Annotated in this window: 16 protein-coding genes; 12 read left to right on the forward strand and 4 right to left on the reverse strand. The window is 74.2% G+C overall.

The features are described from left to right. The first annotated feature begins 30 nt into the window (after positions 1–30). From gatC to gatB, 4 genes are read left to right on the forward strand one after another with little or no spacing between them, the layout of a single operon-like run. Positions 31–342 (forward strand): Asp-tRNA(Asn)/Glu-tRNA(Gln) amidotransferase subunit GatC, encoded by a 312-nt coding sequence (gene gatC, locus BLP29_RS13685; protein ID WP_092805353.1) that lies wholly within the window; start codon positions 31–33, stop codon positions 340–342. Beyond that, complete coding sequence (gatA, locus tag BLP29_RS13690) at positions 339–1853, forward strand: Asp-tRNA(Asn)/Glu-tRNA(Gln) amidotransferase subunit GatA (RefSeq protein ID WP_092805355.1); 1515 nt, start codon at positions 339–341, stop codon at positions 1851–1853. The genes gatC and gatA overlap by 4 nt, the downstream gene beginning before the upstream one ends. Continuing rightward, the gene (locus BLP29_RS13695; protein ID WP_092805357.1) at positions 1850–2041 is read left to right on the forward strand and encodes a hypothetical protein; all 192 of its coding nucleotides are present in this window, start codon (positions 1850–1852) and stop codon (positions 2039–2041) included. The genes gatA and BLP29_RS13695 overlap by 4 nt, the downstream gene beginning before the upstream one ends. Beyond that, entirely contained in the window at positions 2038–3537 is a 1500-nt protein-coding gene (gene gatB, locus BLP29_RS13700; protein ID WP_092805359.1) for an Asp-tRNA(Asn)/Glu-tRNA(Gln) amidotransferase subunit GatB, read from the forward strand. Before BLP29_RS13695 ends, gatB begins: the two co-directional genes overlap by 4 nt. A 40-nt stretch (positions 3538–3577) precedes the next feature. On the opposite strand, the gene BLP29_RS13705 is transcribed toward gatB, so the two are convergent. Next, on the reverse strand, positions 3578–4726 hold the full coding sequence (locus tag BLP29_RS13705) for a PQQ-dependent sugar dehydrogenase (protein ID WP_243469954.1): 1149 nt from the start codon (positions 4724–4726) through the stop codon (positions 3578–3580). A gap of 70 nt (positions 4727–4796) precedes the next feature. Between BLP29_RS13705 and BLP29_RS13710 the strand changes: the two genes are divergently transcribed. Further along, complete coding sequence (locus BLP29_RS13710; protein WP_207798494.1) at positions 4797–5747, forward strand: 2-hydroxyacid dehydrogenase; 951 nt, start codon at positions 4797–4799, stop codon at positions 5745–5747. Positions 5748–5831: 84 nt separating this feature from the next. Here the strand turns inward: BLP29_RS13710 and BLP29_RS13715 are convergent, their stop codons facing one another. Then, positions 5832–6200: a PH domain-containing protein gene (locus BLP29_RS13715; protein ID WP_207798495.1), complete on the reverse strand. Its 369-nt coding sequence runs from the start codon at positions 6198–6200 to the stop codon at positions 5832–5834. 38 nt (positions 6201–6238) lie between these two features. On the opposite strand from BLP29_RS13715, the gene ilvD reads away from it, so the two are divergent. From ilvD to ilvC, 5 genes are all read left to right on the forward strand, one after another. Next, entirely contained in the window at positions 6239–7936 is a 1698-nt protein-coding gene (gene ilvD, locus BLP29_RS13720) for a dihydroxy-acid dehydratase (protein ID WP_165839384.1), read from the forward strand. Positions 7937–8042: 106 nt separating this feature from the next. Further along, positions 8043–10700 carry a putative bifunctional diguanylate cyclase/phosphodiesterase gene (locus BLP29_RS13725; RefSeq protein WP_133379167.1) on the forward strand — a complete coding sequence of 886 codons (2658 nt, stop codon included), beginning with the start codon at positions 8043–8045 and terminating at the stop codon, positions 10698–10700. Positions 10701–10951: 251 nt separating this feature from the next. Further along, a complete protein-coding gene (locus BLP29_RS13730; RefSeq protein WP_092805366.1) occupies positions 10952–12820 on the forward strand; it encodes an acetolactate synthase large subunit in 1869 nt (622 codons plus the stop codon). After that, positions 12820–13335, forward strand: a complete 516-nt coding sequence (gene ilvN, locus BLP29_RS13735; protein ID WP_092805368.1) for an acetolactate synthase small subunit — start codon at positions 12820–12822, stop codon at positions 13333–13335. The genes BLP29_RS13730 and ilvN overlap by 1 nt, the downstream gene beginning before the upstream one ends. Before the next feature lie 41 nt (positions 13336–13376). Continuing rightward, positions 13377–14405 (forward strand): ketol-acid reductoisomerase, encoded by a 1029-nt coding sequence (gene ilvC, locus BLP29_RS13740; RefSeq protein ID WP_092805370.1) that lies wholly within the window; start codon positions 13377–13379, stop codon positions 14403–14405. Between the two features lie 59 nt (positions 14406–14464). Here ilvC and BLP29_RS13745 read toward each other — a convergent pair whose 3' ends face one another. Continuing rightward, entirely contained in the window at positions 14465–14857 is a 393-nt protein-coding gene (locus BLP29_RS13745; RefSeq protein ID WP_092805372.1) for a hypothetical protein, read from the reverse strand. Beyond that, positions 14854–15663 (reverse strand): hypothetical protein, encoded by an 810-nt coding sequence (locus tag BLP29_RS13750; protein ID WP_092805374.1) that lies wholly within the window; start codon positions 15661–15663, stop codon positions 14854–14856. Before BLP29_RS13750 ends, BLP29_RS13745 begins: the two co-directional genes overlap by 4 nt. A 120-nt stretch (positions 15664–15783) precedes the next feature. Here BLP29_RS13750 and serA point away from each other — a divergent pair, with 120 nt between their 5' ends. Beyond that, a complete protein-coding gene (serA, locus tag BLP29_RS13755; RefSeq protein WP_243469955.1) occupies positions 15784–17385 on the forward strand; it encodes a phosphoglycerate dehydrogenase in 1602 nt (533 codons plus the stop codon). Positions 17386–17857: 472 nt separating this feature from the next. After that, a complete protein-coding gene (locus BLP29_RS21810; protein WP_133379168.1) occupies positions 17858–21361 on the forward strand; it encodes a S8 family serine peptidase in 3504 nt (1167 codons plus the stop codon). The last annotated feature ends 50 nt before the right edge of the window (positions 21362–21411 follow it).

Raw genomic sequence — 21411 nt, forward strand, 5'->3', positions numbered from 1 at the left:
CCCCGATCAGCGACGGAGCGCCACAGCCGCATGAGCACGGACAGCAGCAGCCTCTCCCGGGACGACATCGCGCACCTGGCGCAGTTGTCCCGCCTCGCCGTCAGCGACGAGGAGCTCGACCTCTACGCCGGTCAGCTCGGTGTCGTGCTGGGGGCCGTGGCCCGTGTGCAGGACGCCCCCACCGCCGACGTCGCGCCGACCACGCACGCCGTCCCGCTCACCAACGTGCACCGCCCCGACGTCGTCACCCCCAGCCTGCCCCGCGAGCAGGTGCTCGCCGGTGCGCCGGCGGCGGAGGACGACCGGTTCCGGGTGCCGCGCATCCTGCAGGAAGAAGCATGAGCACCGACCTCACCCGCCTCGACGTCACCGGGCTGCGCGCCGCCCTCGCCGACGGCAGCACCAGCGCCGTGGAGGTCACCCAGGCCCACCTCGACGCCATCGCCGCCCGCGACGGCGCGCTGAACTCCTACCTGCACGTCGACGGCGAGACCGCGCTCGCCACCGCCGCCGACGTCGACCGACGCCGAGCCGCGGGCGAGGAGCTCGGTGCACTGGCCGGGGTCCCGGTCGCGCTCAAGGACGTCGTCGTCACCGACGGCGTACCCACCACCAGCGGCTCGAAGATCCTCGAGGGCTGGCGACCGCCCTACGACGCGACCGTGGCCGAGCGCCTGAAGGCCGCCGGCACCGTGCTGCTGGGCAAGACCAACATGGACGAGTTCGCGATGGGCTCCTCCACCGAGAACTCCGCCTACGGTCCGACCCGCAACCCGTGGGACCACGACCGCATCCCCGGCGGGTCCTCCGGTGGGTCCTCCGCCGCGGTCGCCGGGTTCCTGGCGCCTTGGTCGATCGGCACCGACACCGGCGGCTCGATCCGGCAGCCGGCCGCGGTCACCGGGCTGGTCGGCCACAAGCCCACCTACGGCTCGGTGTCCCGCTACGGGCTGATCGCGTTCTCCTCCAGCCTCGACCAGGCCGGGCCGATGACGCGCACCGTCGCCGACGCCGCCCTCATGCACGAGGTCATCGGCGGGTACGACCACCGCGACTCCACCTCCATCGACGCCCCCGCGGCGCCCTACGTGGAGGCCGCCCGGCAGGGGGCCACCGGCGACCTGTCCGGGGTCACCGTGGGCGTCGTCCGCGAGCTCGGCGGCGACGGCCACACCGACGGCTACGAGCCCGGTGTGCTGGCCGCCTTCCGGGCCGGGGTCGAGCAGCTGCGAGCCCTGGGCGCCGAGGTCCGCGAGGTCTCCTGCCCCAGCTTCGACCTGGCGCTGGCGGCCTACTACCTGATCGCCCCCAGCGAGGCGTCGAGCAACCTGTCGCGCTTCGACGGCGTGCGCTACGGCCTGCGGGTCGGCGACGACGGCAGCCGCGACCTCGACGAGGTCATGGCCGCGACCCGCGCCCAGGGCTTCGGGCCCGAGGTCAAGCGCCGCATCATCCTGGGCACCTACGCCCTGTCGGCCGGCTACTACGACGCCTACTACGGGCAGGCGCAGAAGGTGCGCACGCTCATCGGCGGCGACTTCGCCTCGGCCTTCGCCGACGTCGACGTCCTGGTCAGCCCGACCTCGCCGATCGTGGCGTTCCCGATCGGCCAGCGCGTCGACGACCCGCTGGCCATGTACGCCGCCGACCTGTGCACCCTGCCGGCCAGTCTGGCGGGCCTGCCGGCCATCTCGGTGCCGTGCGGGCTCAGCGAGGGCCTGCCGGTCGGCCTGCAGGTCATGGCCCCGGCCATGGCCGACGACCGCTGCTACCGGGTCGCCGCCGCGCTCGAGGCCGCCCAGGACGCCGCCCGCGGCGGTCGGTTCCTCGACCAGTTGGCGGCCCGGTCGTGAGCGGCGCGCTGAAGGCCGCGTGGGGCCTGACCGCGTTCGTCGTCCTCGCCGGCGTCGTGCTGTGGGCCACCACCGGCCGCGCCGTGTTCGCCGTCTTCATCGTCCTGGGGGTGCTCACCGCGGTCGGCGCCGTCGTCACCGGTCGGGCCGAGGCCCGGGACACCCAGCGGAAGAAGGACCTGCAGTGAGCACCGACCGTCTGCTCGAGTTCGACGACGTCGTCGCCCGGTACGAGCCGGTCTTCGGCCTGGAGACCCACGTCGAGCTCGGCACCGCCTCGAAGATGTTCTGCGGCTGCGCCACCACCTTCGGCGCCGAGCCCAACACCCAGACCTGCCCGGTGTGCCTGGCCCTGCCCGGCGCGCTGCCGGTGGCCAACGCCACCGCCATCGAGGACACGATCCGCATCGGGCTCGCCCTGGGCTGCCGGATCGCCACCTGGTCGCGGTTCGCGCGGAAGAACTACTTCTACCCGGACATCCCCAAGGGCTTCCAGACCTCGCAGTACGACGAGCCGCTCTGCACCGCGGGGCACCTCGACGTCGAGGTCGACGGCGAGACCTACCGGGTCGAGATCGAGCGGGTGCACCTCGAGGAGGACACCGGCAAGAACCTGCACGTCGGTGGTGCCACCGGGCGCATCCACGGGGCCGACCACTCGCTGGTCGACTTCAACCGCGCCGGCATCCCGCTCGTCGAGATCGTCACCCGCCCGGTGCCCGGCGTCGGCGCGAAGGCCCCCGAGGTCGCGCGCGCGTACGTGGCCGAGCTGCGCGAGATCCTGCTCGCCCTCGGCGTCTCCGAGGTGCGCATGGAGCAGGGCAACCTGCGCTGCGACGTCAACACCTCCCTGGCCCCGGTCGGGTCGCTGGAGTGGGGCACGCGCACCGAGACCAAGAACGTGAACTCCCTGCGCTCGGTCGAGCGCTCGGTGCGCTACGAGATGCGCCGCCAGGCCGCCCTGCTCGACGACGGGGTTCGCATCCTGCAGGAGACCCGGCACTTCCACGAGGACACCGGGTCCACCTCGGCCGGGCGCAGCAAGGAGGAGGCCACCGACTACCGGTACTTCCCCGAGCCCGATCTCGTGCCCATCGCCCCGGACGCCGCGTGGGTCGAGCAGCTGCGCGCCGCGCTGCCCGAGCTGCCGGCGGCCCGACGCGCCCGGCTGCGCGAGGAGTGGGGCCTGTCCGACACCGAGATGGCCTGGCTGGTCAACGCCGACGCCCTCGGGTTGGTCACCGACACCGTCGCCGCCGGCGCCGACCCGGCCGACGCCCGCAAGTGGTGGCTCGGCGAGCTCTCCCGCCGGGCCAAGGACGACGGCGTCGAGCTGGCCGAGCTGGCGATCACCCCGGCCCAGGTCGCCGAGCTGTGCGCGCTGGTCGTCGCCGGCACGGTCAACGACCAGCTGGCCCGCCAGGTGCTCGACGGCGTGCTGGCCGGCGAGGGCTCGCCGCAGCAGGTCGTCGACAGCCGCGGCCTGGCCGTGATGGGGGAGTCCGACGAGCTCGGCGCCGCCGTCGACGCCGCCATCGCCGGCGCCCCCGAGGTCGTGGAGAAGGTGCGCGGCGGCAAGGTCGCCGCGCTCGGGGCGCTGGTCGGCGCGGTCATGAAGGAGACCCGCGGCAAGGCCGATGCAGCCACCGTCCGCCGGATGCTCGAGGAGCGCGTCCTCGGCTGACCGGTTCGGTGCAGCCACTGCACCGAACCGGGCGACCGTGCTACAGCGGGCTGCTCTGGTCCGACGCCGGGGGCTGGATGCGGAGCACCTTGTCGTCGTCGGCGGCCGGTGTCCCGGCGCCGTCGGTGTTGGACGTGGTGATCCACAGCGCGCCCTCCGCGTCGATCACGACGGTGCGCAACCGGCCGTACTGGTCGGCCAGGAACGGCTCCGGGTCGCCCACGGGGACGCCGTCGGGACCCAGCTGGGTGAGCACGACCTGCCGGCCCTCGAGGGCGCCGAGGAACACGAAGCTGCCCGAGATGGCGCAGCCGGCCAGCCCGCCGGTCTCGCCGGGGACGGTGAGGACGGCGGCCGTGCTGCCCGCGAGCGGCACGGGGGAGCCGTAGTCGCCCCCGGGCGTCAGCCGGTTGAGCTCATCGGGCCCGGTGGCTGAGTCGTCGGTGGCGTAGACGGTGCCGTCGGCACCCAGGCACAGCGACCGGACGTCGGACAGCCCCGAGCTGTACACCGGGGTGGCGCCCACCGGCTGGCCGAAGACGTCGTAGGCGAGCACCTTGCCGGCCAGCGACGCCGGGTCCTGCGCCGTGGTGGTCGCCCCGGTGTCGCCGGTGCCGACGTACATCGTGCCGTCGACGCCGAACACCAGGCCGCCGCCGTTGTGCACCTCGCCGCGCGGGATGCCGGTGACCACCGGGTTGGGCGTGCCGCCGAGCGGGAAGCGCACCACCCGGGCGTCGGTGGCGGTGGTCAGGTAGGCGTAGAGCAGGCCGTCCTCGGCGTAGGTGGGCGACAGCGCCAGGCCCAGCAGACCGCCCTCGCCGGAGGTGTCGACGCCGGGCACGATCATCCGCTCGCGGGCGGGGGAGCGGTCGGGGAAGACCTGGAGCAGCCGGCCGGTCTCGCGCTCGGCCACGATGCCGGTGCCGTCGGGCAGCAGGACGATCCCGGTCGGGACGGCGAGGCCGGTGGCCAGCACGTTCGGGTCGCCCTCGGTCTGCTGGTCGGTGCCGGGTGTGGAGGGGTCGCCCGGGCGCGGCGCCGGTGCGTCCTCCGGGGGCGGGCCGACCTGGGGGCCCGGTTCCTCCTGCTGGGCGCGGAACGGGCCGCTGGGGGTGTAGCCGCCGCCGCACCCGGTGAGGACCAGGCACGCCGCGGCCGCCACCAGTGCACGCGTCCGCGGGGTCACCGGTCCCACGGTACCGACTGCGGGCGCCCCGGATCGCCGTGCGAGGGGTGCGCCCCTACCGTCGGGAGCCGTGCCCGACAACCCCGTGATCGACCTGCCCGCCGACGCCGACCTGCACGTGCTGGTGCCCTCCCGGTCCCTGGGCGCGCACCTGGAGCAGCTGTCCCCGCGCGTCCGGGCGCACCGCGTCGACCCCGCCGACGGGCCGCCCACCGGCGACGCCGCGCGGGCGCAGGTCTGGGTCCCCGCCGGCGGGTCGGGCATCCCGGACGGCTTCCTCGGCGGCCTGCCCGACCTGCAGCTGGTGCAGCTCATGAGCGCGGGGGCGGAGAGGTTCGTGGGCCGGCTGCCCGAGGGCGTCGTGCTCTGCAACGCCCGTGGCGCGCACACCCCGGCGACCGCCGAGTGGGTGGTCGCGGCCGCGCTCGCCGCGCAGCGGGGCCTACCGCACTTCACCCGGGAGCAGGACGCCGGCCGCTGGACGCCGGGCACCGCGCACTCGATGGTGGGCGCCCGCGTGCTCGTGGTCGGTGCCGGTGACATCGGCCGCACGGTGGGCCGCATGCTCGCCGGGTTCGACGTGGACCTGACCTACGTCGCCCGCACCGCCCGCGACGACGTCCGGTCCACCGCCGAGCTCCCCGAGCTGCTGCCCGACGCCGACGTCGTGGTGGTGCTCGTCCCGGTCACCGACGAGACGGTCGGGCTGGTGGACGCCGCGTTCCTGGCGGCCATGAAGGACGACGCCCTGCTGGTCAACGCCGCCCGCGGGGTCGTGGTGGACACCGACGCCCTGCTCGTCGAGCTGACCGCCGGCCGGCTGCGCGCCGCGCTCGACGTGACCGAGCCCGAGCCGCTGCCCGAGGGGCACCCGCTGTGGTCGGCCCCGGGGCTGCTGCTGACCCCGCACGTGGCCGGCTCGGTGCCCGACACCGGCGACCGTGCGTTCGCCGCGGTCGCCCACCAGCTGCAGCGCGTGCTCGACGGCGGCCCCCTGCAGAACGTCGTGGACGCCTACTAGGGGGACCCCGCCGTCCCGCTGCCCGCGGTCCGGGACCCCGGGCGGGGCCGCAGGACGACCGTGCGCGGGGCGCTCGGCGCCGGATCAGGCGGTGGGGTCGGGGATGCGGCCGCCGGAGAGGGCGGCCAGGCGCGGGAGGTCGCGGGCCCGGACGACGGGCAGCTTGGTCTCGGTGCCCGCGGTGCGGACCACGTACAGCTCCTGCCCCTCGCCGACCCGCAGGCCGGCGACCTCGTCCCACGGAACCGTGCTGCCCGGCAGCAGCGTGCGCGGCGTGATGCCGGCCGGCCCCACGTCCACCCCGACCCGCAGCACCCAGGCCGCGGCCAGCGCCGGCAGGAGCAGGACCACCGGGCCCCACCAGGCCGCCGCGGCGACGGGCAACGTGCAGGCGGCGAACACCAGCACCGGGAGCAGGGCGACCCGGCTCATCCTCATCCGTGCGGTGGCCACGCCGGCCATGGTCCCAGACCGGCCTACCATCGGCGGCCGTGACCAGTGAGGACGTCGCCCCCGCCCCGTCGATCAAGCCCCGCTCGCACGAGGTGACCGAGGGCGACCACCGCGCCCCCGCCCGGGCGATGCTGCGAGCCGTGGGCATGGGCGACGACGACTTCGCCAAGCCGCAGATCGGCGTCGCGTCGTCCTGGAACGAGATCACCCCCTGCAACCTCAGCCTGGACCGGCTGGCCAAGGCCGTGAAGACCGGCGTGCACGAGGCCGGTGGTTTCCCGCTCGAGTTCGGCACCATCTCCGTCTCCGACGGCATCTCGATGGGCCACGAGGGCATGCGTGCCTCGCTGGTGTCCCGCGAGGTCATCGCCGACTCGGTCGAGACCGTCGTGTTCGCCGAGCGCCTGGACGGCTCGGTGCTGCTGGCCGGCTGCGACAAGTCGCTGCCCGGGATGCTCATGGCCGCCGCCCGCCTCGACCTCGCCGCGGTGTTCCTGTACGCCGGCGCGACGATGCCGGGCAAGCTCGGCGACCGCGACCTCACGATCATCGACGTGTTCGAGGGCGTCGGCGCCTGCGCGGCCGGGAAGATCACCCGCGAGGAGCTCACCGAGATCGAGAAGGCCACCTGCCCCGGCGAGGGTGCGTGCGGTGGCATGTACACCGCCAACACGATGGCCAGCGTGGCCGAGGCGCTGGGCATGAGCCTGCCGGGCAGCGCCGCCCCGCCGGCCCCCGACCGGCGCCGCGACGGCTACGCCGTGGAGTCGGGCAAGGCCGTGGTCGAGCTGCTGCGCCGGGGGATCACCGCCCGCGACATCATGACCAAGAAGGCCTTCGAGAACGCCATCACCGTGGTCATGGCGCTGGGCGGCTCGACCAACGCGGTGCTGCACCTGCTGGCCATCGCGCACGAGGCCGACGTCGATCTCACCCTCGACGACTTCAACCGCATCGGTGACCGCACGCCGCACCTGGCCGACGTGAAGCCCTTCGGCCGGTTCGTGATGACCGACATCGACCGCATCGGCGGCATCCCGGTCGTCATGAAGGCGCTGCTGGACGCCGGTCTGCTGCACGGGGACTGCCTGACCGTCACCGGGCGCACGATGGCCGAGAACCTGGCGCACATCGGCCCGCAGGACCCCGACGGCGCGATCATCCGCGCGATGGACGACCCGATCCACCCCACCGGCGGGCTCACGATCCTGCGCGGGTCGCTCTCGCCCGAGGGTGCGGTCGTCAAGAGCGCGGGCTTCGACGCCGAGGTCTTCGACGGCACCGCCCGGGTGTTCGACGGCGAGGCCGGGGCGATGGACGCCGTCACCGAGGGCACGCTGCGCCCCGGCGACGTCGTCGTCATCCGCTACGAGGGGCCCCGCGGCGGCCCGGGCATGCGCGAGATGCTCGCCGTCACCGGCGCGATCAAGGGCGCCGGCCTCGGCAAGGACGTCCTGCTGCTCACCGACGGCCGCTTCTCCGGCGGGACCACGGGCCTGTGCGTGGGCCACATCGCCCCCGAGGCCACCGACGGCGGACCGATCGCCTTCGTGCGCGACGGCGACCGCATCGTCCTCGACCTCGCCGCCCGCACGCTCGACCTGCACGTCGACGCCGCGGAGCTGGCCCGCCGGCGCGAGGGCTGGGCGCCCCCGGCGCCCCGCTACACCCGCGGCGTGCTGGCCAAGTACGCCAAGCTGGTCGGGTCGGCCGCCGGCGGGGCCGTCTGCGGCTGACCGCCGCTCGCCCCGATGGGGTGAGGTCGGCGGCGCCGGGCTGTGGCCGGCGCCGCCTGCTGCCGATCTCGACCGCGTGGACCGCATCCGGCGCAGGACAGCACTCGTGGCAGTGCTGTTGCTCCTCGCGCTCTGCGGCGTCGCCCTGCTGCCCGCCGACCTGCGCCGGCCGGTCGCCGACGCGGTCGTGCTGGTCGCCGCGGTGCTCGCCGCCGTCGGCGTCGCCCGGGCCGGACGGCGCACCTGCCGGGTCGGGCGGGGCTGGCGGCTGGTCGCCCTGGCCATCGCCCTGGGGGTGGCCGCCACGGTGGCCGCCGAGGTGGTCTCGCCGCACCCGGGCGGGGCCGACCCCGCCCGCACCGCCGCCTCCGTGCTGCCCCACCTGGTCGGCGCCTGCGCCGTGCTCTCGTTGCTGGGCCGGACCCGGCTGCGCGCCGGCGGGGTGCGGCTGCTGGTGGAGAGCACCCTCTTCTGCACCGCTGCCTTCGTCCTCGCCCAGGTCCTCGTGGTGGGCCCGCTGGTCCGCGAGCTGTCGCCGGGGCCGGCGTCCCGGTGGGCCCTGGAGGCCAGCTGCCTGGCCGCCACGCTGCTGCTCGGCTCCGGGCTCACCTTCGTCGCCGCGGCCGGCCACCGCCGTCGCACCACCGGCGCCACCACGCTGGCCGGCCTCGGGGCGCTGGCCGTGTCCAGCTGCCTGGGGCTGGTCGGCTCCGCGGGTGCCTTCGGCCCCGTCTCGCTGACCGGGCGCGCCCTGACGGTGGTCGGTCTGGCCCTGCTGTGCCTGGCCGCCGCCGGCGACCCCGGTGAGCGCCCGCACCAGGGCCCCGCCGCCCCCGACGCCACCGCGGACGCCGCCGGCGAGGGCAGGCTGGTCCTCGGCATCACCCTGGCCGGCCAGCTGCTGCCGCACGCGGTGATGCTGACCGCAGCCGTGTCCCTGCTCGCCTCGTCCTTCCTCGTGGGCACGCCCACGCCGGCGGCCCTCGTCGCCGTCGCGCTGGGTCTGCTGCTCACGGCCGTGCACCGTGCCGTCGTCGTCGGCGAGGAGGTCCGCTTCGCCGGTCGGCTCGCCCGCAGCGAGGCGTGGTTCCGCAACCTGGTGCGCGCCAGCAGCGACGCCGTCCTGGTGCTCGACGACGACCGCGTCGTCACGTGGGCCGCCCCTGCCCTGGCCGACCCCGCCGAGGCGGCCGGCCGGCCGCTGCTCGGGCGCCCGGTCACCGACCGCGTGCACCCGCAGGACGTCGAGACCGTGCGCGCCTGGCTGGCCGACGGCGACCACCGCGGGCCCGGTGGGCTGTGCAGCTTCCGGCTGCCCGCCGCCGACGGCAGCTGGCGGGCATGGGAGGCCGGCGTGACCGATCTGCGCTCGGACCCCTCGGTCGGGGCGCTCGTGCTGCACTGCCGCGACGTCACCGTGCGGCTGCACGCCGAGGACCAGCTGCGTTCGCTGGCCTACGCCGACCCCGTCACCCGGTTGCCCAACCGGGCCGCCCACGTCATGGCCCTGACCGAGGAGCTCGCCGCAGCCGGCGACCAGCCGGCCGTGTCGCTGCTGCTGTTCGAGGTCGAGGGCCTCGACGACGCCCGGGAGAACATGGGGCGACACGTGGTCGACCTCGCGCTGGTCGAGGTCGGCCGGCGCCTGCGGGCCACGGTGCGGGCCGAGGACCTGGTCGCCCGGGTGGGCGCCGAGGTGTTCGCCGTGCTCGCCCACGGGGAGGGCGACGAGCCCGACCGCGTCGCCGCCCGCTGCCTGACCGTGGTCGAGCAGCCGGTCGTGACCGAGCTGGGCCTCGTCGACCTCAGCGCGGCCGTGGGCCTGGTGCCCCTGGTCGCCGGGCTGACGGTGGACACCGTCCAGGACCGGGCCGAGCTGGCCGTGCGGGCGGCCGGGCTCGCCGGCCCCGGGCAGGTGCAGCGCTACGTCCCGACGCTGGGGGCCGCCCGAGACCGCCGCGAACGGCTGCGCGCCGACCTCGTCGGTGCCCGGGCCCGTGGTGAGCTGACTCTGGTGTGGCAGCCCGTGGTCGACCTGACCGCGCAGCGGGTCACCGGGGTCGAGGCGCTCGTCCGCTGGCAGCACCCCGAGTTCGGCGAGCTGGAGCCCGAGGAGTTCATCCCGCTGGCCGAGCGTGCCGGCCTGGTGGGGGACCTGCAGCGCTGGGTGTTCGCCGAGGCGATGACCGCCGCGGCGGCCCTGCCCGAGCACGGCGTCCCCCTGCAGCTGGGCGTCAACGTCTCGCCGGTGCACGTGGCCAGCGGCACGCTGGTGCGCGACGTCGCGGGCGCCCTGCGCGCCAGCGGCTTCCCGGCCCAGCGCCTCGTCGTCGAGCTGACCGGCTCCGCGGCTCCCGTCGAGGGCGCAGCCGTCGCCGCCGACCACGCCGCCCTGCGCCTCATGGGCGTGCACCTGGCCCTGGACGACTTCGGCGCCGGCTCCTCGTCGCTGGTCCAGCTCACCGGCACCCCGGTCGACGTCGTGAAGCTCGACCGCGGGCTCCTGGCCCGCGTCGACAAGGACCGGCAGGCACGGGCGCTGTGCGCCTCGGTGGTCGGCATCGGGCGCGACCTCGGCATCGACGTCGTCGCCGTGGGGATCGAGACCCCGAGCCAGCTGACCGCGCTGCGTGCCATGGGGTGCGCCTACGCCCAGGGTTTCCTGCTGTCCCGGCCGCTGACGCTGCCGGCGCTGGTGGCCCTGCTCGACGGCGACGGGGGCCACCTGTGGCCGGGGCAGGTCGGCCGGGTCGGGACGGCCTGACCGTCGTCCCGACCCCCGTCTCGACCCCCGTCCCAAGCTGCGTCCCACTCAGTGGGAAGTGGTGGTTGACGGTTCGTGTGCCGGCGGCGCACAGTAGCCCCGTGCTGCGCCCCGTCCTCCTCGTAGTCATCGACTAGCGCGTCGGTCCACCGACCGTCGCGCTCACCCCTCCGTGCCTGCTGGCACGAGGGGTTTTTTGTTGGCCGCGTCCGCCCGCACACCCACCCCTCGTCCAGGGAGACCCGCACCAGATGAGCACCACCGCCCCCGAGACCCCCACCCAGGTGGCCGCCGAGGCCACCATCGGCGTCGAGACCACCGAGGGGTCGGTCGTGGACCCGGCCCGCGAGCACCGCGGCATCACCGGCGCGCAGAGCCTCGTGCGCTCGCTCGAGGCCGTGGGCGTCGACCTGGTCTTCGGGCTCCCGGGCGGGGCGATCCTCCCGCTGTACGACCCGCTCTTCGACTCCTCGGTGCGCCACGTCCTGGTCCGCCACGAGCAGGGCGCCGGGCACGCGGCCACCGGCTACGCCCAGGCCACCGGCCGGGTCGGGGTCTGCATGGCCACCTCCGGCCCCGGTGCCACCAACCTGGTCACCCCCCTGGCCGACGCGTACATGGACTCGGTGCCGATCGTGGCCATCACCGGCCAGGTGGCCAGCGGCTTCATCGGCACCGACGCCTTCCAGGAGGCCGACATCCGCGGCATCACGATGCCGATCACCAAGCACAACTTCCTGGTCACCGACCCGGCGGAGATCCCGCAGCGCATCGCGGAGGCGTTCCACCTGGCCTCGACCGGCCGGCCCGGTCCCGTGCTCGTCGACGTCCCCAAGGACGTCCTGCAGGCGACCACCGACTTCGAGTGGCCGCCGCGCATCGACCTGCCCGGCTACAAGCCGACCACCCGCCCGCACGGCAAGCAGGTGCGCGAGGCCGCCGCGGTCATCCAGGCCGCGGAGCAGCCGGTGCTGTACGTCGGCGGCGGCGTCCTCAAGGCCGAGGCCAGCGACGCCCTGCGGGAGCTCGCCGAGCTGACCGGCGCGCCCGTCGTCACCACGCTGATGGCCCGCGGTGCGTTCCCCGACAGCCACGCCCAGCACCTGGGCATGCCCGGCATGCACGGCACCGTCACCGCGGTCGCCGCGCTGCAGAAGGCCGACCTGCTCGTCGCCCTGGGTGCCCGCTTCGACGACCGGGTGACGGGCAAGCTCGAGAGCTTCGCCCCCGGCGCCACGATCGTGCACGCCGACATCGACCCGGCCGAGATCGGCAAGAACCGCAAGGCCGACGTCCCGATCGTGGGTGACGCCAAGGAGACGATCACCGAGCTGGTGTCCGCGCTGACCGCGCTGCACGAGCAGCAGGGCCGTCCCGACCTCTCGGGCTGGTGGGCCCAGCTCGACCGCTGGCGCGAGACCTACCCGCTGGGCTACGACCTGCCCGAGGACGGTGCGCTGTCGCCGCAGTACGTGATCGAGCGGCTGAGCGCCATCGCCGGGCCCGACGCGGTCTACTGCGCCGGCGTCGGCCAGCACCAGATGTGGGCCGCGCAGTTCGTGCAGTACGAGAAGCCGCGCACCTGGCTCAACAGCGGCGGCCTGGGCACGATGGGCTACGCCGTGCCCGCCGCCATGGGCGCCAAGGCCGGTCGGCCCGAGGCCACCGTCTGGGCCATCGACGGCGACGGCTGCTTCCAGATGACCAACCAGGAGCTGGCCACCTGCGCCATCGAGGGCATCCCGATCAAGGTCGCCGTCATCAACAACGGCAACCTGGGCATGGTCCGGCAGTGGCAGACCCTGTTCTACGAGGGCCGCTACTCCAACACCCGGCTGCACAACCGCGGCTCCGGCGGCGGCGAGATCGAGCCGATCCGCATCCCCGACTTCGTCAAGCTGGGCGAGGCGCTGGGCTGCGTCGGGCTGCGCTGCGAGCGCCCCGAGGACGTCGACGCCACCATCGCCGCGGCGATGGAGATCACCGACCGCCCCGTGGTCATCGACTTCGTGGTCGGCTCCGACGCCCAGGTCTGGCCCATGGTCGCCGCCGGCGCCAGCAACGACGACATCCTCGCCGCGCGGGACGTCCGCCCGGTCTTCACGGAAGGTCCGGTCTGATGCCGCGCCACACCCTGTCGGTCCTGGTCGAGAACAAGTCCGGTGTCCTCGTCCGGGTCTCGGCCCTCTTCAGCCGCCGCGGCTACAACATCGAGTCCCTCGCCGTCGGCCCCACCGAGAACCCCGACCTCTCGCGCATGACCATCGTGGTCGACGTCGAGAGCGCGCCGCTGGAGCAGATCACCAAGCAGCTGAACAAGCTGGTCGAGGTCATCAAGATCGTCGAGCTGGACGGCGCCTCGGTGCAGCGCGAGCTGCTGCTGGTCAAGGTGCGCGCTCCGCTGGCCGACCGCGCCCAGGTGCTGCAGACCGTCGAGCTCTTCCGGGCCAAGGTCATCGACGTCAACACCGACACGGTGACCGTCGAGTCCACCGGCACCCCGGAGAAGCTGCAGGCGCTGCTCGCCGTCCTCGCCCCCCTCGGGATCAAGGAGATGGCCCAGTCGGGCACCGTCGCCCTGGCCCGGGGACCGCGCTCGATGAGCGGCGCCGGTACGTTGCGCTCCGCCTCCTGAACCCCTACGACCTCCACCACCTAACGAAGGAGCTCCACCGCATGGCCGCCGAGATCTTCTACGACGACGACGCCGACCTCTCGATCATCCAGGGGCGCACCGTCGCCGTCATCGGCTACGGCAGCCAGGGTCACGCCCACTCGCTGTCCCTGCGCGACTCCGGCGTCGACGTCCGCGTCGGCCTGCCCGAGGGCAGCAAGTCCCGCGCCAAGGCCGAGGCCGAGGGCCTGCGGGTCGTCACCCCCGCCGAGGCCGCCGCCGAGGCCGACCTGATCATGATCCTCGCGCCCGACCACGTGCAGCGGACGCTCTACACCGAGTCGATCGAGCCCAACCTGCAGGACGGCGACGCGCTGTTCTTCGGCCACGGCTTCAACATCCGCTTCGGCTACATCAAGCCCCCGGCCGGCGTCGACGTCGCCATGGTCGCCCCCAAGGGCCCCGGCCACCTGGTGCGCCGCGAGTTCAGCGACGGCAAGGGCGTGCCCTGCCTCATCGCCGTCGAGCAGGACGCCTCCGGCTCGGCCCAGGCCCTGGCCCTGTCCTACGCCAAGGCCATCGGCGGCGCCCGCGCCGGCGTCATCAAGACCACCTTCGCCGAGGAGACCGAGACCGACCTGTTCGGCGAGCAGGCCGTGCTCTGCGGCGGCATGTCCGCGCTGGTCCAGGCCGGGTTCGAGACCCTCACCGAGGCCGGCTACCAGCCCGAGATCGCCTACTTCGAGTGCCTGCACGAGCTCAAGCTGATCGTCGACCTCATGTACGAGGGCGGCATCGCCAAGCAGCGCTGGTCGGTCTCGGACACCGCCGAGTACGGCGACTACACCTCCGGCCCGCGCGTGGTCGACGCCCGCGTCAAGGAGACGATGGGCGCGGTGCTCAAGGACATCCAGGACGGCACCTGGGCCGCGAAGTTCATCGCCGACCAGGACGCCGGCGCCCCGGACTTCAAGGCCAAGCGGGCCGCCGCCGAGGCGCACCCGATCGAGGAGACCGGCCGCCAGCTGCGCGGGCTGATGAGCTGGGTCTCGGCCTCGGACGACTACACCGGCACCGCCCAGCGTTCCTGATCCACGCACGCGAACGGCCCCGCACCCTGAGGGTGCGGGGCCGTTCTGCGTGGTGGGTCTCAGCCCGCCCAGGCGCGGACCTCCGGACGCCGGACGCCGACCGCCACCCCGACCGCGAGGGTCAGCAGCAGCACCGACAGGACGTCGAACTGCCCGGCCAGCACGATCGCCAGCACCAGGTTGACCAGCCACACCGCGCAGAGCGCGAGCGACACGACCGACAGCGTGCGCGCCTCGACCCCGCGGTACAGGCGCACCGAGCCCAGCACCGTCGCCGAGGACAGCACGAGGTACAGGCCGCCGATCACGAAGGCGGTCACACTGCCGTTCAGCCCCAGCGTGAGGCCGTTCAGGCCGGGCAGCAGGCAGAAGACGGCCTGCAGGCCGGCCAGGGCCACCACGGCGACCGCGGCGGGGGGCACCCGCCCGGGGGAGCCGGGGGGCGGGGTCACCGGCCGCGTGCGGCGCGGTGCGCGGCGAAGAACTGGTTCGACGGGGCCAGGCACAGCAGCACCACGATGGCGACGGCGGCACCGAAGAACACCAGGCTCAGGACGACGTCGCCGCCGCTGGTCGAGCCGAACTCGTTGCCCAGGTTGGACAGGTTGCCCACCAGGCCGAAGCCGGTCGTGACGATCGAGATGGACCCGGCGACGATGAGCATGACGCGGCTGCGGCCGGTCAGCGCCCACACCGAGCCCCAGATGGTGATGACCGTCCAGGCCAGGGCCAGGATGCCGACGACGACCACGGCGCCGACGGCGGCACCCAGTGCGCCGCCCAGGAAGCTGCCGAGGCCGGGGACCTCGTCGTCCAGGCTGCGGGCGCCGCTGCCCGCACCGGCCAGGATGGCCCCGAAGATGATCAGCGCGCCGGAGACCAGGACGCCGATGGCGCCGAAGATGAACCCGAAGACCGACGCGGTGATGACGGCGCCGGGCTTGGCCGGGGCGGTCGGGCCGTAGCCGTAGGGCTGCGCGTAGCCGGGCTGGGCGTAGCCCGCCTGCGGGTACCCGCCCTGCGCGTACCCGCCCTGCACGTACCCGCCCTGCTGGTGGCCGCCCTGCGGGTACCCGCTCTGCTGGCCGTAGCCGTACTGCTGCGGCTGGGCGTAGGGGTCGGGCTGGGCGTAGGGGTCGGGCTGGGCCGAGCCGTAGGACTGCTGGGCGTCCTGCCCGGTCCACGAGGACCCCTCCGACGAGCTCGGTCCGTAGGGGGTCGTCTCCGACCGGCCGTGGTCGCCCTGGTGGTCGCTCACTGGTCTCCTCCGCGCATGGGTCACCGGCGCGGGTGCGCGCCGGTGGTGGACCGCCAGGATGGCGGCCCGCCGGGGGAGGGGCAAGGAGGGCCCCACCAGCGGGTCCTAGGCTGTGCAGCCGTGACCACCCCTGCGCCCGTCGTCCTCATCGCGGAGGAACTCGCCCCCAGTGCCCTCGAGGTGCTCGGGTCGGAGTTCGAGATCCGGCACGTCGACGGTGCCGACCGTTCCGCGCTGCTGCCCGCGCTCGCCGACGCCGCCGCCGTGATGGTGCGCAGTGCCACCACGATCGACGCCGAGGCCCTGGCCGCAGCGCCGAACCTCAAGGTCGTCGCCCGGGCCGGCATCGGGCTGGACAACGTCGACGTCCCGGCGGCCACCGCCCGCGGCGTGATGGTGGTCAACGCCCCCACCTCGAACATCGTCAGCGCCGCCGAGCACGCCGTGGCCCTGCTGCTGGCCGCCGCCCGGCACATCCCGGCCGCCGACGCCTCGCTGCGCGAGGGCACGTGGAAGCGGTCGAAGTTCGGCGGCGTCGAGGTCTTCGAGAAGACCGTGGGCGTCGTGGGGCTCGGCCGCATCGGCGTCCTCGTGGCCCAGCGCCTGGCCGCCTTCGGCGTCACCCTCATCGCCTACGACCCCTACATCCAGCCCGGGCGCGCCGCCCAGCTCGGTGTGCGGCTGGTGTCGCTGGAGGAGCTGCTCCGCGAGTCCGACTTCATCACCATCCACCTGCCCAAGACCCCCGAGACGCTGGGGATGATCGGGGCCGAGGAGCTGGCCACGACGAAGAAGGGCGTGATCATCGTCAACGCCGCCCGCGGCGGGCTGGTCGACGAGGCCGCCCTGGCCGACGCGCTGCGCTCGGGTCAGGTCGGCGCCGCGGGCATCGACGTGTACGCCAAGGAGCCCTGCACCGACAGCCCGCTCTTCGGGCTGCCGAACGTCGCGGTGACCCCGCACCTGGGTGCCTCCACCACCGAGGCGCAGGACAAGGCCGGCACCGCGGTCGCGCGCAGCGTGCGGCTCGCGCTGCAGGGCGACTTCGTGCCCGACGCGGTCAACGTGCAGGCCGGCGGGGTCGTCGCCGAGGACGTGCGACCGGGTCTCCCGCTGGCCGAGAAGCTGGGCCGGGTCTTCACCGCGGTGGCCGGCGGTCTCGCGCAGTCGGTGTCGGTGCGCGTGCTGGGCAAGATCGCCGAGTACGACGTGTCGGTCGTGCAGCTGGCCGTGCTGCGAGGGGTGTTCTCCGACGTGGTCGAGGAGCAGGTCACCTACGTCAACGCCCCGCTGCTGGCCGAGGCGCGTGGTCTCGAGGTCGCCCTGGCCGCCGACGTCGAGAGCCCGCACTACCGCAACCTGATCAGCGTGCAGGGCGCGATGGCCGACGGCACCGAGGTGACCGTGTCCGGCACGCTCTACGGCAAGAACCAGGTGCCCAAGCTGACCGAGGTCATGGGGTTCGAGATCGACCTCGAGGCCAAGGGATACCTGCTGTTCTTCACCTACGCCGACCGGCCCGGCGTGGTCGGCACCGTCGGCGCCGCGCTGGGTGCCGCCGGGATCAACATCGCCGGCGCGCAGGTCAGCCGCACCACCCAGGGCGGCGACGCGTTGATGGCCGTCACCGTCGACAGCGAGGTGAGCGGTGAGCTGCTGGCCGACATCGCCGCGCAGATCGGTGCACGCGAGGCCCGGGCGGCCGACCTCAACCCGGTCTGACCCCACCTGCACGCCGACGACGGCGCCGACCCCCACCCCGGGGGTCGGCGCCGTCGTCGTCGGTGGGCCCAGCGGACGGGCGGCCGACGGCCAGGTGACTGCCAGGGGGACATCGCTCAGCGGTGAGGCACTCTGCGTCCGGAGCAACCTGGTTGCTCCATCTGCGTGACCGGTTGCTCCGGGTGGACGGGTCCGACGCAGTCCGTCACGCATCCGTCACGTGCATCGGTCATCTGCGCCGAACGGCCGCACCCAACTGGGCCGAACGGGTCATGGTCCGAAGCGTTGCTCACGACCAGCGTGGACATCCTCGGCGCCGGTCGTGCAGGCGGGGACCCGGCGCCGTCCTCCCGATCCAGTTCACCGTCGAACAGGGGTGCACGTGCTACCCAGGACCACCACCACACCCCCGGAGGGACGCCACCGCGTCCTCGCCCGGGGCGGGATCGTCGCGATCGCGGCGGCCCTCACCATGACCGGAGGGTCCGGCCTCGCCTCGGCCGCACCGTCCGACGTCGCCGCCCGGGCAGGCCAGGACCCGGTCTCGCTCAGCCCCGACCAGCTCCAGCAGGTCCAGGACCAGGTCGCAGCCCAGCTCGCCGGCCAGCGGCCTGCGGGGCTGCCCGAGAGCGGCCCGACCTCCTTCTTCGTGGAGACCGCGACGCCGTCGACGTCCCAGGTCTTCACCGAGGCCCTGCCCAGCGGTGAGGCGGCTGCCGGGGCGGCTGCCGCCGCGGCGCAGCCCGCCGCCGAGGCCGCCGCGGCCGAGGTGGCCGCCCAGGTGCCGGCCGCCGTCCCGGCTGCCCAGGTGCTCTACACGACCTCGACCGTGCTGTCGGGTGTGGCCGTGCGGGCCGACGCCGCCGACTACGAGGCCCTGGTCGCCCTGCCCGACGTCGTCGCGGTGCACCCGATCACGCCCAAGCAGATCAGCAACACCGGCGCTGCCTCGGTCGTCCAGGCCGTGCAGGCCTGGCAGGACCTCGGCAACACCGGCGCAGGCGTCTCGATCGGCATCATCGACACCGGCATCGACTACACCCACACCGACTTCGGCGGCAGCGGCAGCGTCGACCAGTTCGACACGCTGCAGTCCTACGAGGCCCAGCCCGCCCCCGCGGGCATCTTCCCCAACGCCAAGGTGGTCGGCGGCTACGACTTCGTCGGCGACAGCTACAACGCCGACCCGACCAGCCCGGCCTACCAGCCGGTCGCCATGCCCGACCCCAACCCGCTCGACTGCAACGGCCACGGCACCCACGTCGCCGGTACGTCGGCCGGCTACGGCGTGAACGCCGACGGCAGCACCTACACCGGCGGCTACGCCGACGGCGTCCCGGCCGACCTGCGCATCGGCCCCGGGATGGCGCCGGAGGCCGACCTGTACGCGCTCAAGGTCTTCGGCTGCGACGGCTCGACCGACGTCACCATGCAGGCCATCGAGTGGGCCCTGGACCCGAACCAGGACGGCGACCCCAGTGACCACCTCGACGTGGTCAACCTGTCGCTCGGCTCGGACTACGGCCTGGCCGACGACGCCGACTCCCTGGCCATCGACCAGGCGATGCAGCTGGGCATGCTGACCGTGCTCGCGGCCGGCAACGCCGGGGACAGCTACGACATCGGCGGCTCGCCGGGCAACGCCCCGCGCGGCATCGGCGTCGCGGCCACCAACGACGGATACGGCGTCTTCGACGGCTGGCAGGTCACCTCGCCCGCGGGCCTGGTGGACGGCACCCGCCCGGGGCTGCGGTCGCAGGCCTACAGCGACGTCGACGAGGCCGGCACGGTGAAGCCCGACGTGACCGGCGACCTCCTGCTGCCGCCGGCCGGCAACGAGTCGGCCTGCGCCGCGCTCCCGGCCGGGTACGCCGCCGGGAAGGTCCTGCTCATCGAGGCCGACGGGTTCACCTGCGGCTCGGTCGCCAAGGGCACCAACGCCACGAACGCCGGTGCGATCGGGTTCGTCATCATCGGTGACGACGACCTGCTCGAGACCGGCATCACCGGCGTCGCCGCGATCCCCGGCATCCTCGTGCCGGCCACCGACGGCGGCACGGTGCGCGACGCGGTCGCCGGCGGGCAGACGGTCACCGTGACCTTCGGGCCGAGCCTGAAGGACGCCTCGACCTACACCGACCCCGAGCAGGTCGACCTGCTGGCCTCGTTCTCCTCGCGGGGCACGCGCCAGGAGGACGGCGCCAAGCCCGACGTCGCCGCCCCCGGCGTGACGGTCTTCTCGGCCGGTGTCGGCCAGGGCTCCGGCGGCGCGAGCCTGTCGGGCACCTCGATGGCCACCCCGGTGACCGCCGGTGTCACCGCGCTGATCCGCGCGGCGCACCCGGACTGGACCACCGAGGAGGTCAAGGCGAACCTCATGAACACCGCGACCCACGACGTGTACACCGAGGCCGGGCAGACCGGCGACCGGTACGGGCCCAACCGGGTCGGGGCCGGCCGCATCGACGCGGCGTCCGCGCTGCGCAACGAGGTGCTCGCGTACGCCGAGGCCGGGTCGGGCGTCGTCACGGCGTCCTTCGGCGTCGTCGAGGTCGACCAGGAGCAGGTCAGCGCGACCAAGACCATCACCGTGGAGAACAAGGGCGGCAACGCCGCGGTCTACCGGGTCAGCTACGAGTCGCTGGCGGCCCAGCCCGGCGTCCGCTACGCCCTGTCGGCGCAGCGGCTCACCATCCCCCCGGGCCAGAGCCGCACGGTCACCGTCACGATGACCGCCACCCAGGACCAGCTGCTCAAGGTGGCCGACCCGACCGTGGTCACCGACGACGGCCGGCAGTTCATCGGCGAGGCCAGCGGCCGCGTCGTGCTCTCCCCGACGAACAACCGGGGCGAGGTGCTGCGGGTGCCGGTGCACGCCAATCCCAAGCCGTCGTCGACCCTGCAGGCGACGCCGTCCGAGGACGGCTCGACCATCGGCCTCGCCGGTGAGGGTGTGGCCAACGGCGACCTGTTCGACCCCACCAGCTACACCTCGCTGGTGAGCGGGTTCGAGCAGTTGGGCACCAGCCCGGAGATGCCGAAGTGCACCGCCGAGCCGGCCAGCACCTGCTACAAGAGCGAGCTCGAGCGCTCGGTCGACCTCGCCGCCGTCGGGGTGGCCTCCGACGCCCTGCAGTACGAGGACGCCGGGCTCTACTTCGCGGTCGCCTCGCACGGCACGGCGACCACGCCGCTGGCCCCCATCTCGACCAGCATCGTGATCGACGCGACCGGGGACCGGGTCTGGGACTACCTGGTCACCACGACCAGCATCACCGACTACGACCTGCCCCTGGTGGTCGTCGCCGACCGCGACGGCAACCTGGTCGGCCCCGGTGGTGAGCCGTTCGTGGCCCCGCTGAACGTCTACGACGGGCTCGTGGACACGAACGTCTTCGACTCCGACGTGAAGGTGTTCGGGGTGTCGCTCTCGGCGCTGCCGGAGGTGACCGGGCGGATCACCTTCGGTGTCCGGACCACCAGCTACGCCGGCACCGTCGACGACGTCGGCACCGTCACCGGCCCCGACGGCCAGGTCGAGCTCGCGCCGCAGGCGATGAGCTTCGACCCGACCGCGCCGGGTCTGTCGTTCACCGCCGACGGCGAGACCGCCCTCGTGGTCCCGGCCACCGACGGCACGCAGCTGGCGGTCACCCAGGACGCCGCCTCCTACGCCGCGGACACCGCGGTCGGCGGCGACAAGGGCGCGATGGTCGTGCTGCACCAGAACTCGGGAGAGGCCGGTCGGTACCAGTCGGTGCCGGTCGCCCCGGGGGCGGACGCGACGACGACCGGGACGACGGCGCCGCCGGCGGACACCACCCCGGTGGAGCCGACGACGCCGCCGGACCAGCAGGTGACCGAGCCCCCGGCGCCCCCGGCCTCGGATGCCCCGGCCTCGGATGCCCCGGTGTCGGATGCCCCGGCCTCGGACGACCCGGCCTCGGACGCCCCCGAGGGGGCACCTGCGGGCTGATCCACCGCACGGCACACCGGCACCCCCCGCGACGCACCACCTGCGGGGGG

The organism is Klenkia marina, from assembly GCF_900101025.1.
Taxonomy (GTDB): Bacteria; Actinomycetota; Actinomycetes; order Mycobacteriales; family Geodermatophilaceae; genus Klenkia; species Klenkia marina.